The organism is Clostridium sp. CS1-1, assembly GCF_056135525.1.
Genome location: NZ_CM148680.1, coordinates 939,262 through 952,637, shown reverse-complemented (window position 1 = coordinate 952,637; position 13,376 = coordinate 939,262). Strand labels below are relative to the sequence as shown.

13 protein-coding genes and 2 riboswitches are annotated in these 13,376 nt (G+C 31.1%); of the genes, 4 read left to right on the top strand and 9 right to left on the bottom strand.

Annotation, left to right across the window (positions count from 1 at the left end; translation table 11 throughout):
* Positions 1–20: 20 nt before the first annotated feature.
* The 9 genes from AC0N0V_RS04230 to AC0N0V_RS04190 form a co-directional block, all read right to left on the bottom strand.
* Positions 21–2,477 (bottom strand): glutathionylspermidine synthase family protein, encoded by a 2,457-nt coding sequence (locus AC0N0V_RS04230; RefSeq protein WP_474464438.1) that lies wholly within the window; start codon positions 2,475–2,477, stop codon positions 21–23.
* A 24-nt stretch (positions 2,478–2,501) separates the two neighbouring features.
* Positions 2,502–2,825: a hypothetical protein gene (locus tag AC0N0V_RS04225; RefSeq protein WP_474462304.1), complete on the bottom strand. Its 324-nt coding sequence runs from the start codon at positions 2,823–2,825 to the stop codon at positions 2,502–2,504.
* On the bottom strand, positions 2,826–3,464 hold the full coding sequence (locus tag AC0N0V_RS04220) for an HAD family hydrolase (protein ID WP_474462303.1): 639 nt from the start codon (positions 3,462–3,464) through the stop codon (positions 2,826–2,828).
* A 9-nt stretch (positions 3,465–3,473) separates the two neighbouring features.
* Entirely contained in the window at positions 3,474–3,854 is a 381-nt protein-coding gene (locus AC0N0V_RS04215; RefSeq protein WP_474462302.1) for a hypothetical protein, read from the bottom strand.
* Between the two features lie 123 nt (positions 3,855–3,977).
* A complete protein-coding gene (locus AC0N0V_RS04210) occupies positions 3,978–4,697 on the bottom strand; it encodes an MBL fold metallo-hydrolase (protein WP_474462300.1) in 720 nt (239 codons plus the stop codon).
* Positions 4,698–4,955: 258 nt separating this feature from the next.
* On the bottom strand, positions 4,956–5,786 hold the full coding sequence (locus AC0N0V_RS04205; RefSeq protein WP_474462299.1) for a MetQ/NlpA family ABC transporter substrate-binding protein: 831 nt from the start codon (positions 5,784–5,786) through the stop codon (positions 4,956–4,958).
* 77 nt (positions 5,787–5,863) lie between these two features.
* Positions 5,864–6,505, bottom strand: a complete 642-nt coding sequence (locus AC0N0V_RS04200; protein WP_474462298.1) for a methionine ABC transporter permease — start codon at positions 6,503–6,505, stop codon at positions 5,864–5,866.
* On the bottom strand, positions 6,498–7,463 hold the full coding sequence (locus AC0N0V_RS04195; RefSeq protein ID WP_474462296.1) for a methionine ABC transporter ATP-binding protein: 966 nt from the start codon (positions 7,461–7,463) through the stop codon (positions 6,498–6,500). The genes AC0N0V_RS04200 and AC0N0V_RS04195 overlap by 8 nt, the downstream gene beginning before the upstream one ends.
* Positions 7,464–7,825: 362 nt before the next feature.
* A riboswitch (SAM riboswitch) is annotated at positions 7,826–7,936 on the bottom strand.
* Between the two features lie 195 nt (positions 7,937–8,131).
* Positions 8,132–9,040: a D-alanine--D-alanine ligase gene (locus tag AC0N0V_RS04190; protein WP_474462295.1), complete on the bottom strand. Its 909-nt coding sequence runs from the start codon at positions 9,038–9,040 to the stop codon at positions 8,132–8,134.
* A gap of 403 nt (positions 9,041–9,443) precedes the next feature.
* A riboswitch (TPP riboswitch) is annotated at positions 9,444–9,543 on the top strand.
* Positions 9,544–9,620: 77 nt separating this feature from the next.
* Here AC0N0V_RS04190 and thiD point away from each other — a divergent pair.
* The 4 genes from thiD (at position 9,621) to thiE (ending at position 13,197) form a co-directional block, all read left to right on the top strand.
* Positions 9,621–10,424: a bifunctional hydroxymethylpyrimidine kinase/phosphomethylpyrimidine kinase gene (gene thiD / locus AC0N0V_RS04185; RefSeq protein ID WP_474462294.1), complete on the top strand. Its 804-nt coding sequence runs from the start codon at positions 9,621–9,623 to the stop codon at positions 10,422–10,424.
* A complete protein-coding gene (gene cytX / locus AC0N0V_RS04180; protein ID WP_474462293.1) occupies positions 10,417–11,589 on the top strand; it encodes a putative hydroxymethylpyrimidine transporter CytX in 1,173 nt (390 codons plus the stop codon). The genes thiD and cytX overlap by 8 nt, the downstream gene beginning before the upstream one ends.
* Before the next feature lie 175 nt (positions 11,590–11,764).
* A complete protein-coding gene (gene thiM / locus AC0N0V_RS04175) occupies positions 11,765–12,595 on the top strand; it encodes a hydroxyethylthiazole kinase (RefSeq protein WP_474462292.1) in 831 nt (276 codons plus the stop codon).
* The gene (gene thiE, locus AC0N0V_RS04170; protein WP_474462291.1) at positions 12,586–13,197 is read left to right on the top strand and encodes a thiamine phosphate synthase; all 612 of its coding nucleotides are present in this window, start codon (positions 12,586–12,588) and stop codon (positions 13,195–13,197) included. Before thiM ends, thiE begins: the two co-directional genes overlap by 10 nt.
* Positions 13,198–13,376 lie beyond the last annotated feature (179 nt).

Here is a 13,376-nt window from a genome sequence, read left to right as displayed (position 1 = left end):
CCCCTAACTTATTTTTAATATTAACTATTAACGAATGTCGGTACAAAAGCTGCAGATTCATTTGTTATAAAATCTCCAACTCTTGTGAATAAGCCACATGGTTTTCTGCCTGCAATATATACCCCTATAACTGGAAATTGAAATTTCTCAGTGGAAGATTCCGTTGTATATTTTGTCATTTTTACAGGAGCAATATTTACCCTTTCTTGAAATATAACATTTTCAATATCTTTTTCTATGCCTTCATAGCTTAAAATTATTCCTTTACCTTCCCTTGAAAGATAAGGCTTAACTAGACAATCAACAGAAAGCTTTTCGTTTGGTTCCAAGCAAGTATAGGGTAAGTGTCTCTCAATAAAAGATTCTTCCTCTTTAGTATAGAATCCTTTTCCAATAAGCTCAAATATTACAGCATATAAAGCTTTAGACTGTGTAATTAAAGTATGAGTAGGATTTATACTATAAGTTTTCTTATTAAGGACACTTATAACATCTTTAAGTTCTTCCTCGCAGGCAAACCAATCTAGTGGAAAATATCTATAAATAGCATCTAGAGCTGTACCGTATAAATGCAATTTATTATCTTTAACTTCTAAGTCAAAAATATTTCCGAAAAGTATATCGTAACCATCAATTTCTTTGCAAATCTCACTTAGTATTCCAGTGTTATACCAATCTTCGTGATAGCTGGTACAAAGAAAAGCAATCTTTTTAATTTCTCTTTTTTCTTTAAAATCTTCGATTATATTTTTAAATGACTCTAAAATACACTTTTTCAACTCTTTGTTAGAATCGCGATAAGGTATAGATAGCTCCTCTTTAATAATCTTTTGTATACCCATACTTTCTACTAGCCCTGCTGGAGTTTCAGAATTAAACTCTAGTATTTTAATAGTTCCACTATTATCAATAGCTAAATCCAATCTACCAACTGCACAAAAGGCCTCTGTACAAGACTGTAATATAACTTCTTTAAGACTGTCTGGAATTCCTAGTAAGGAGGAAAATATATCAAAATTATCTTTAATAAACTTTGATGTTTTATCAAGTATATCAACATACTTAGTACTAATTTTCTCTATTTCCTCAAAACATTCTCCATTAATTATAAAACTGTTTAGTGATATAAACTCATTTGTATTTATATACTGACCTGTAAATTGATATTCCGCCATAGCTCGTTCTACTATCTTGTTCCAAATATTTTTTCTATCACATTCTTTATACTCTTTTAGTTTAAAATCATAGTCTTTTACTCCAACAGCCGACATTTTTGTTGAGCTATTATCTGTGAGAAAGCTATTACTCCATCGAACACATATACCTTCAACTTTTTCATCTACTAGAAATGTGCCAAAATTACCGTATGCTACAGACGGAATATTCATGCCATACTCGGTAGAATAATAAACATACTCTTTCTTTATATCTATAACTTCTTGGATTATATGAATATTTTTATTTTTCAAAACCTCATTAACTTTTAAATGCCATTTGTCTTCAGTGTAAAGCTTCCCTATATATACTTGTTCACTATATCTTCCTAATGATGACTTAAGTACATATTTATCTTTACTGATTAAAATTTCATTATAGTTTTTTTCCGTAAAAATAGTAGTATAGGGAATACATGTTTTTATTATTTCAGATTCTTCTTTAGTAATTAATGATGAATTGTTTTGTACAAGTTCCCAAAGATACGCAAAGAATGTCTTTGCCTGAATAGAAATAATCCTTGGATCATTAACTATCAGCACATTGCCTTTCTCGAAACAATCAAAAACTTCATCTATATTAGACACCTCATGAAGATACTCTGTTGGAAACAATCTTATAATAACATCAATTTTTTCACTTTCAAAAGCATAAACATTATTATCTCTTACAGAAAAATTTTTCGGACCAACTTGAAGAATTCTGATATTATCACTATCACATAAATTTTTAAGATAATATGCAACATGCAGCTCTTCGTAATGACATGGATCAATAAGAACAGCAATATTAACATTTCCACTCATATGTTTTTCCGATATTTCTTTAATTCTATTTATAAGACTTTTTTCAAAGTTTTTATTAATATTACCATCAAAAGAAAATGAACCAGCTAAACCAATTTCTTTTTGAGTACAGGGCTTGTCATAATTAAACTCTGCGAATTTTACACAGCCTTTGGTGTCTCTGAAGGTATCAAATCTAGTCCAAAGTAAAGGTGATACTTCGCATTTTAGGTTGAAAATTCTCTCTTTACAAGGAAATTCATCAATGTAATCAATTAGCTTCTTATGGCTTGAGTTTATTTCATTTAAAATTCTAAGAGAAATTTTGTTTATTGTTTCAGAATATCTAATGATTTTATTATAAGTATCTCTATCTAGATAAAATGGTATTTGGGAGTGAACCTTTTTTTCCTCGCTATTACTTACCATATAGTAATTGAACAGAGTTTCTTCTGTAAAAGTATTTTGGTCTACCATTAAAATCACCTTTCTCTTAAAATGTTAACTTGATGTACTTCCCCCATGAGAACCTGAATAACTAGAATATCCTCCCTTAGAGGGAGAGCTCCAAGTTGACGAACTATTTTTTGAAGACCCACTACTTATAGAAGAATTAGAGCTTGATCCATTAGAAAACCACCCACCAGAGCTATGGGCGGTTGAACCGCTACTTGTAGAAGAATTATTCTCCTCTTCTTCCTCTTCAGTTAATGTACTATTGTTTGTATTTTTAACAGTATTTTTACAGCCTGCTAACATTACTGGAGTTGAAATAAGTAATGCTGTTGCTACAGCCAAGGATAATGTTTTTCCTTTATTTTTCAACTAATTTTCCCCCTTAATAATCTCAACAATAAAATCTGATTTATTAAGATAATCTAAATAATTTTCAATATCCTCTTTAACATTTCCCTTTGTAAAGAAAATAACTTTTTTATAGCCAATATCCTTAAGCGTTTCCACATAAGGTAAATCATCTTCACAAACCTCATACTGATTATTCAATCTTTTTTTATATTTATCTTCTGTAAAATTTTGATATCTTTCATAATTGCACATTAAAACATATCTTTTAGGATATATGTCATCTAAATTCAATCCATACTTTATAATATTTTCAATATTATAATTGGTACCAATAAGTCCATAAGGGTGAAATATCATATTAAAAGAAATAATTGGCTTAATATGATATTTGTTATTCAATAAAAAGGCTATTTCAATGCACTCATCAAAATTCATATCACATATAACAAAATCTTCTTTGCTATAACTAAGTATATTGGAAATAATTTTATTATGTTTATTAAGTAAATCATCTGCATCTATAGTTAAATCTAGTTCGAAATTATCATAGGTTTGTAGTGACACAAAAGGACCGCTGCGTATAAAAGCCTCGAAAACATTTGCATTACTCTTCCACTTTCTATATATATTAATCAAATTTACTTCTTTTAGTTCCACTTAAAACACCTATCTTTCGTATACTAAAGAAAATATCTTGCTTCTAGATATAAATTGTTTATATCCATCGCTTGTAATAAATGAAACATATTCACTGTTTAACTCATCCTCACATACTACTCCTCTAAATTCAAAGTCTGGCGTTGATTTTGACCATGACTCTGCATCAAGATATAAAAATATATCTCTTTCAATGTACACGAATCCATAAGGCATTTTAACCGTTATTGCGAATATCTGTTTTGAGGATAAAACTTGTCTATACCTTTTATAATCTTCAAGTGTATCAATCATAAATAAGTTATTTCTAAATTGAACTTCGCCTTCTAAAGTCTCGCTAGGGGTTTCATTTACCCAACTGTCCTTATCATAGAAAATGTTAATATCCATATTATATTAGTCACCTTCCTCAAATCATAATATCTATACTATTAACTATAACATAGGTATATAAAATTATTAAGAAATAAAAAAAGCACACATCCAGCAAAAATTAGTGTGCCTTTTACTTAATTAAATTCTTTGAAGTGCTTTTGTTATATCCTTTTCATATATTCCACCGTGATAGCATATGATTCTATCAATATCATAGTTTAAAAGCTTTTTAATAGATTTTTTAGCTTCATTCATGTCTAATGTATACTGCGGCAATGCAATAACTAATTCTCCATTTTCTATAACTAAAGCATCTCCAACTACTAGTAATTTACTTTCTTTATGATAAACCGATATGTGACCCGGCATATGACCAGGTGTAGATACTATTTCAATCCCTCCACAAAAACCAAAATAATCTCCATCTTTTAAACCTATATCTACACTGCAACTTTTCACTGATTCAAGAATTTTATGAAAATGCTTAGCCTGCTCTTTTGCTTCTTCTGGCAAAGAATTATATATACTCTCCGCTTGTTGTAGTCTTAATGATTTTTTACTCCCATCGATATAAGGTACATCCTCCCTAGATGCCAGCACCTCTATATTAGGATATTTTCTCTTAAATTCTGCCAATGCTCCCATGTGATCGAAATCATGATGTGTTATAATTATTTTAGATAAATTTTTTATATTAACTCCACTGCTTATTGCAATGTCTTCAATTAGTTTCAAAAAATCAGGGTATCCACAATCGATTAAAACCGTCTCATTTTCATCTTCTAATATAACTGGATAAATACTATTACTTTCTCCGCCAAAATCAAAACATACTTTCAATATATTAATTTTACTCATGTTAAGCCTCCAAATAAAACTTTAATTGTCTAAATGATATCACAACTATAAGAAATATAGTTAATACATGAATAATTCTGTACCATATATGACCGAATAATAAAATCACTTTTATGCAACAGCACAAACCTATAGCCACTGCATTTAATGGTTGAATTAAATATTCTTTTCTAATTATTACACTAATCATAATAATTTAAATAGGAATAATTCATCAAATATATGAAACAATTTAGGCAGCCACTTGGCTGCCTAGTATTAAAATGATGGTATTATGCTTCCTTTGTATTTATCTTCTATATACTTCTTAACCTCTGGTGAATTTACGGCTTTTGAAAGAGCTTTTACAAATTCTTGATCTTTATCTTTTGTTCTAACAACAATTCCATTTGCATAAGGTGAATCTTTAGACTCTATGGCTATAGCATCTTTTATAGGGTTTAATCCAGCAGGAATTGCATAGTTAGTATTTATAATAGCTGCATCTACATCAGCTAAAACCCTTGGAAGCTGTGGTGCTTCTAATTCTGTTATCTTAATATTCTTCTTGTTTTCTGTGATATCTAACTTTGAAACAAGCTCACCATCTTTTAACTTTATAATTCCAGATGATTGTAATATTTTTAACGCTCTAGCTCCATTTGTTGGATCATTTGGTATTGCAACAGTTGATCCATCTTTAAGTTCATCTAACTTTTTAATCTCCTTTGAATATACTCCCATTGGTTCAAGATGAACTTTAGAAGTAAAAGTTAAATCCGTATGTTTATCTTTATTAAATTGAGTTAAGTATGGCACATGTTGGAAGAAGTTTGCATCTAACTCTCCACCATCTAAAGCTGTATTTGGTGTAACATAGTCTGTGAACTCAACAACTTGAAGATCATAGCCTTCTTTTGCAAGTATAGGTTTTACAGCCTCTCTTAGAATTTCAGCATGTGGCGTTGGAGATGCCCCAACCTTTATAACCTTTTTAGTTTCCTTGCTAGTGTCATTTGTTTTAGCAGCCTCCTGTTTTTGTCCACATCCTGCTAGTCCTAAAACTAATAATGCTGATACTGCTATTGATAAAATTTTTCCTTTTTTCATGTTAAATACCTCCTAGTTTTTATTTATTAATAATTTTTAAATCATCCTTCATTGTCAATCCTCAAGTACCTATAACACTACTTGCTTAATTTCTTATACATAAAGTTTCCTGCACCTTGAAGTAACTGTACAAGAGCAATCAAGATTACAACAGTATAAACCATAATATCTGTTTTAAATCTATAGTATCCATATTTAATGGCTACATCTCCTAGTCCTCCACCGCCTATAGCACCTGCCATAGCTGAATATCCCACTACACTTATAACTGTTAAAGTAATTCCAAGTATTATAGATGGAATTGCTTCCTTAAGTATAACCTTAAATATTATTTGCCAGTTACTTGCACCGAAGGATCTTGCCGCTTCAATCACTCCGGGATCTACTTCTTTCATAGCAGACTCTATTATTCTTGCTGCAAAAGGCGCAGCGGCTATAGTTAAAGGCACAATAGCTGCAGTTGTTCCTATAGTTTTTCCAACTACAAGTTTAGTAAATGGGAATATGGCAATCATAAGTATTATAAAAGGGAAAGATCTTAAAATATTTATTATAAAGTCTAAAATTTTATAGATAGTTTTATTGGGTTTTAATCCTTTTTCATCAGTTATAACAAGTACTATTGCAGGCATAAATCCTATAATTACCGCAAGAATAGTAGCAACTAAAACCATATATAAAGTCTGTCCTAAAGCAGGAAATAAAACATCACTAATCATTTTGAACTACCTCCCAAGCTATAGATTTTGTACTTAAAAACTTACAAATGTTCTCTTCATTTTCATGGGTTGTATTTATAACAAGACTTCCCAATACATTGTCTCTAAATTTTTCAAGCTTTCCCCAAACTATAGAAAAATCTATATTAAGCTCTCTAGCCATAGAAGTTATAATAGACTTCTGACTCTGCTCTTTAGGAAAGAATAGTCTTATGTTGACACCATCGATAGGTAGTAGTTCCTCTTCTCCTAGCAGCTTTTCAAGGTGTTTATCTGGCTTTAAAAATAATTCTTCAGCATCTCCTAAACTTTTAATTTCTCCTTTATCCATAATTGCTACTTTAGAACATATCTGTTTCACAACTTCCATCTGATGAGTAACTATAACTACTGTTATATTTAGCTTTTCATTTATTTCTTTAATAAGATTTAATATAGATTTTGTTGTGTTTGGGTCTAGTGCAGAGGTTGCCTCGTCACATAGTAGAACTTCTGGTTGAAGTGCGAGCGCTCTTGCTATTGCTACCCTTTGTTTCTGACCTCCACTTAAATCTCTAGGCATACTATTCATTTTGTCCTTTAATCCTACAAGCTCAAGTAAATTTGTAACTCTATCTTTTATATCCTCTTTGCTATAATTCCATACTTCCAGTGGAAGAGCTACATTCTCAAATACATTTTTTCTATTTAAAAGGTTAAAGTTTTGAAATATCATTCCAAGGCCTTTTCTAAAATCTCTCATTCCTTTTTCACTTAAATTTTTTACCTCTTTATTCATAATCTTTATACTTCCGCTATCATAGCTCTCCAGCCCATTTAAACATCTTAAAAGGGTTGACTTTCCAGCACCGCTGTGGCCTACAATACCTACAATCTCACCTTTTTGTATATCTAGGGTTACATTACTTAAAACCTTTGTAGCAGAAAAACTTTTATTTACATTTTTTATTTGAATCATATATTTTCTCCTTTCTATTGATGTCCTAATATTTTAAAGCTCATAATTCATGTGTCTGCTATTATTCTATTAATTCTCCTATTATCGCTTATTTAACAATGTTCATTTGTAACTTATTAAAGTTATACCGTTGTAAAGTTTTAATCTAATAAACTGTAAGTTATGAAGTAAGCTGACATCAGATATGTTTTGTTCTAACTGATATTTAAAATTCCTTTTCTGCATATATATTTTCACAAAACGCAACTAGCAAAGCAGGATCTTTAGCTTAGTTAGAATCTTTTTTCTGATATTATTAACATTTAAAACAAAATAATTAAAGCTCGAGGAAAACCCCGAGCTTGTAAAGTCTCAACGATATCCTCTCATCTTCCAGCTTACGCTGTAGGAATTAGCACCATTGTATTATTAAATGAAATAATACTGGTTGCTGGGCTTCATAGGGCCAGTCCCTCCACCACTCTTGATAAGTTCAAGTGTTTTTATTCAATTTATTGATTTAAATTGTATCATCGTTTTGCTATACTGTCAACAACTTTTATATTTTACTCATAGATTTATACAAATTAGGCATTTTTCTTGTAAATTAGCAATATAACAAGAAATTCTTACGTTTAGTTCTTTCAATCTTTAAATTATATTCTAAACTCTATGACATCATTACAATTTTATCTATTTTCTTTCAAAGATAATTCAGTTACCGCATTTAATAAATCACTGTAAGACATATTTACGGCCTTTGCCCCTTTAGGAAATAGACTATTTTTAGTCATACCTGGTAAAGTATTAAGCTCAAGTAAATAAGGAACTCCATTCTTTATTATCATATCTACTCTTACATATACACTGCACTTTAATACCTTCCAGCATTTTAATGCCATTTCTTCAATTTGCTTTTGCAAACCTTCTTCAAATTGCACTACTATCTCATCGGCTCCACCATCAGCATATTTTGCTGTGTAATCAAAGAAATCAGAATTAGTTTTAGGTTTAATAGCAATTATAGCTATCATTTTTCCATCTAACATGCAGCAAGTTATTTCGTCTCCTTTTATATACTTTTCAATCATAACTTCCTTGTCATAATCTAACGCTAGTCTTACTGCATTTTCTACATCTTCTCTTTTCTTAATTAAATTTGTAGCTACACTAGAGCCTCCACTATTAGGCTTTATAAAGACAGGATAACCCATTTTGTCTATAAAATCATAATCTATTTCATCCACACTGCTTACACATAGCCAATCTGCAGTATTTACGCCCTCATATCTTAAAATCTTTTTAGTTATATCCTTATCCATACAAATACCACTTGTAAGAGGCCCACATCCTGAATATGGAATATCCATTGTTTCAAGTACTGCTTGTATCATACCATCTTCACCAAACTTACCATGAAGAGCAATAAATGCAAAATCTATGTCTTTAGCTTTTTCCATTACATCATCTTTTTTATCTATAACTATAGGTACAACCTCATATTTATCCTTGTTAAAGTATTTCACTATTTCTTTTCCTGAATTTAAGGATACTTCTCTTTCTGAGGATACTCCTCCCATAATAACTCCTATTTTCATATTCATTCCTCCATACATATTATTTATTCTTCTTAATTATATTGTATTCATATGCCAAAATAAATGAAGTACCACTTCATCTCTATTTTACTGCATATGTGGTTTTATTTATTTGATGACTACCCGTTCTAATACTACCTCACACAATGTGAAAGCGATTTCTAAAAATATAACATAACTAAACTAGAAAGCTACTTAAGCTTTTCCTCACCTATTATAACACTATTGAAAGATAAAATTAGTAAAAGCTAAACACAATTAACATCAAATTATAGATTCATACAAAAAAACTAGCATTTACTACTAATACTTAGCATAAAGTGGATTACATTTAAATATATAGTAATTTTAACTGTTGCACTTTTGTATAAATATACTAAAATGAAAGATGTAATAATTCAATAAATTTTTGTGGGGGTGCCAAACGGCTGAGAAGAGTTATCTCTAACCCTTTGAACCTGATCCAGTTAACACTGGCGTAGGGAAGCAAGCTCAATATAGCACTTTGTATTTTTGGTGTATTGCTTTTCTGCAATACACCTTTTTGGTTTACCCACATATGAAAATAGGAGTGATTCGCATGAAAAAAGTATTAACAATTGCTGGTTCTGATAGTTGTGGTGGAGCAGGCATACAAGCAGACTTAAAAACAATGAGTTCTCTTGGTGTTTATGGAATGAGTGTAATTACTGCAATTACTGCTCAAAATACTGTTGGTGTCCAAGATGTTATGGATGTTTCAAATAAACTTATAGATGCACAAATAAGAGCTATATATGATGATATCAATGTAGATGCTGTAAAAATAGGAATGGTATCTAATAGTGAAACTATAAGTATAATTAAAACTCTCCTTAAAGAATATAACGCTAAAAACATAGTGTTAGATCCAGTTATGGTTTCAAAAAGTGGGTATTTTCTATTGAAACCGGAAGCGGAAAAAGCAATACAAGATCTTGTATCTATCGCTAGTATTGTTACCCCAAACATTCCTGAAGCAGAGGTTTTGACTGGAATGAAAATAGAAAATGAGGAACATATGAAGGAAGCTGCATTAAAAATAAAAACACTTGGTGCTAAGAATGTATTAGTAAAAGGCGGCCATAGATGTAATGATGCTAATGATATACTACTTTGCGGAGAAAATTTCGTAACCCTAAAAGGACATAGGATAGAAACACAGAATACTCATGGCACAGGTTGCACTTTATCTTCAGCTATAGCATCTCACTTAGCTAAAGGCTGCAGCGTAGAAGAAGCTGTTACTCTATCAAAGGAATATATTACTAAAGCGATAGAAAATTCCTTCTCTATTGGACATGGCGTAGGTCCAGTCGGCCATTTTGTAGAGGTTTATAAGAAAGCAGGTGTTTCATTTGAATAAGATAAAAAACTCATCAATGTTCCTTCTATGGGCAGGTGCAGCTATTTCAATAGCTGAGATATATACAGGTGGTCTTATCGCCCCTCTTGGCCTAACTAAGGGACTAGTTGCAATTATACTCGGACATATTATAGGAACAACATTTCTAACTTTAGGAGGGTATATATCTTTTAAAGATAAGAAGAATGCAATGGGTAAGGTTAAGGATTCTCTAGGTGAATACGGCGGAAAAATAGTTGCATTTTTAAATGTACTTCAGCTTATAGGCTGGTCAACAATTATGATTATCCAAAGTGGACGTGCCTTAAATGGTCTTCTCCCTATGTCTAACACTTTAGGAATAATTGTAACTGGTATTGTAGTTTTCGTGTGGTCTTATTTCTTTAATAATCACTCAAAGAAGATAAATGATATTTCGGTTCTACTACTTATAATTTTATGCTTTATGTTATTCTTCTCTTTCAATACATCAAAGCAGGTATTAGGACAAGATAGTATAAGCTTTGTAACTGCTTTAGAAATATCCATATCAATGCCTATTTCCTGGCTTCCTTTAATTGGCGACTATACTAAGAACGGCGAAAACAGAAAAGGCGTATTAAATGCTACATTTTGGGGATATTTCATAGGAAGCAGCTTAATGTACACATTAGGATTACTTATAAGTCTATATAGCGGACAAGATGTAATCGAATTTTTGTCGGGAAGTAGTATAAAATTAGCTCCAGTATTTATAATTCTCTTCTCAACAGTAACTACAACTTTTCTTGATATATATTCTGCAGTAGAGTCATCGAAGCAACTGTTTAAAATAAAAAATGATAATTTGCTTGTATTTATTTATACCATTTTATCAATGAGTATAGCTTTTATATTCCCTATTGAAAACTATCAGAACTTTCTTCTTACTATAGGAAGTATATTTGTACCTGTTTACACCGTAGTGTTTATCAGTTACTTTTTTCAGGAAGATTATAGCTCTAGAAAACTTAACTCTATAGGAATTATCACTGCACTTGTTGGTGTGATATTGTACAATTACTTTACTAAGATTTCCTTTGGAATCCCGACTCTATTTACATTTATAATTATATCTTTAATATATGTGTCAGCAGTAAAGTTTTTGTCTTCAAAAAAATCAACTCCGATTAGTAATTCACAATAATGTTAAGTATCTATAAATTTTATATGTAATTTAGTTGTTCTAGTTGAGTTTTTCTTCCGAGGTTCAACTAAAATAAAATATTAAATCATATTTAGGAGGCTAGCAACAGTCAATAAATACTTATAAAAGTTCGTAAATGTATCCAAAATTTAAAAATGAAGGTGAGGCATAAAAAATGACAAATACTATTAATGAAAAAGAAGAGTTATATCTAAGAGAGGTTTCTAATGTACTCTCAAACCTAAGAAATAGAGTACCTCTTGTTCAATGCATAACTAACTATGTAACAATAAATGACTGTGCTAATATCCTTTTATCCTATGGTGCATCTCCTGCTATGTGTGAAGCTTATGATGAAGTCTTTGACTTTACAAAAATATCTTCTGCACTTTATATAAATGTAGGTACTTTAACTAAGGAACAAGAAGAGGCTTCAGTACTTGCAAGTATATCCGCAAAAGTAAATAATGTGCCAGTAGTCTTGGATCCAGTAGCTTGCGCTGCTATTCCAAGAAAACTTTCTGTAATAAATAGAATTTTAGAACTTGGAAGAGTTGATGTTATAAAAGGAAACGTAGGCGAAATAAAATTCTTAGCTGGAGTTGATTCAGAAGTTCGTGGAGTTGATTCATTGGATAGCGGTGAAGGTGCCTTGGAGGCTTGTATAAAATTAGCTCAAAAACATAATTGTGTGGTTGCTGCAACTGGAAAAGAGGACTATATAACTGATGGAACTCGCAGTGCGATTATTAAAAATGGTACAGAGATGCTAACTAAGATTACTGGTGCTGGTTGTATGGTTGGTGCCCTTTGTGGTGGAACTGCAGGAGCATCAGAAGATAAGTTTATATCTACTGTAACAGCAGTACTTTCAATGAATTTAGCTGGCGAAGAAGCTTACGAGATAGCTAAATTCCCTGGAAGTTTTAGAGTGAAGCTAATTGACTGTATTTATACATTAACAGAAGAAAAACTAATGAAAGAAGGAAGAATAATATGGAGATAGACTACAGCTTATATCTTATAACTGATAGAAGCTTTCTAAGTGGAAGAAACTTAAAAACTGTAGTAGAAGAATCTATACTTGGAGGAGTTACGATAATTCAAGTTAGAGAAAAAGATATCTCTACAAGAGAGTTTTATAGGGTAGCCTTAGATGTAAAAGAAGTAACCGATTATTACAAAATTCCACTTATAATTAATGATAGAATAGATATTGCTCAAGCTATTAATGCTGATGGAGTTCACCTTGGACAAGATGATATGCCTATAAAGATTGCTAGAAAAATACTGGGTAATGATAAAATCATAGGGATATCCACCGGAACCTTAGACGAAGCTTTAGAAGCACAAAGAGATGGTGCAGACTATCTTGGCATTGGTGCTGTATTTTATACTGGAACAAAAAAAGATATAGATCCACCTATAGGCATAGAATACTTAAAGCATATTTATAATAATATAAATATCCCTGCTGTAGCAATAGGCGGCATAAATGAAAGAAACTTTAAAGAAGTACTCTCTACAGGTGTAGATGGAATTTCTGTTATATCTGCTATTTTAGGAAAGCAAGATATAAGATCTGCAGCTAAACTACTAAAAATATAATATACTTAGTCTTCATTTTTCTTATATAAGGGGACAGTTCACAATTTTTCTCATTAAATCAGTGAAAATTTGTGAGCTGTCCCCTATTTTACTTGGAATCATATGGAATTTTAACTCCACCTGATACTTATTAACAGAGTTCGTTGGGGTATTAAGGCAGGTGGTCATCGGATAAAATA

Excerpts from the sequence above, each read along its gene's own strand:
- AC0N0V_RS04205 (WP_474462299.1), bottom strand. The coding sequence starts at position 5,786 with ATGAAAAAAGGAAAAATTTTATCAATAGCAGTATCAGCATTATTAGTT.
- AC0N0V_RS04210 (WP_474462300.1), bottom strand. The coding sequence starts at position 4,697 with ATGAGTAAAATTAATATATTGAAAGTATGTTTTGATTTTGGCGGAGAA.
- thiM (WP_474462292.1), top strand. The coding sequence starts at position 11,765 with ATGACAAATACTATTAATGAAAAAGAAGAGTTATATCTAAGAGAGGTT.
- AC0N0V_RS04190 (WP_474462295.1), bottom strand. The coding sequence starts at position 9,040 with ATGAAAATAGGAGTTATTATGGGAGGAGTATCCTCAGAAAGAGAAGTA.
- thiD (WP_474462294.1), top strand. The coding sequence starts at position 9,621 with ATGAAAAAAGTATTAACAATTGCTGGTTCTGATAGTTGTGGTGGAGCA.
- AC0N0V_RS04200 (WP_474462298.1), bottom strand. The coding sequence starts at position 6,505 with ATGATTAGTGATGTTTTATTTCCTGCTTTAGGACAGACTTTATATATG.
- AC0N0V_RS04215 (WP_474462302.1), bottom strand. The coding sequence starts at position 3,854 with ATGGATATTAACATTTTCTATGATAAGGACAGTTGGGTAAATGAAACC.
- AC0N0V_RS04195 (WP_474462296.1), bottom strand. The coding sequence starts at position 7,463 with ATGATTCAAATAAAAAATGTAAATAAAAGTTTTTCTGCTACAAAGGTT.
- thiE (WP_474462291.1), top strand. The coding sequence starts at position 12,586 with ATGGAGATAGACTACAGCTTATATCTTATAACTGATAGAAGCTTTCTA.
- AC0N0V_RS04230 (WP_474464438.1), bottom strand. The coding sequence starts at position 2,477 with ATGGTAGACCAAAATACTTTTACAGAAGAAACTCTGTTCAATTACTAT.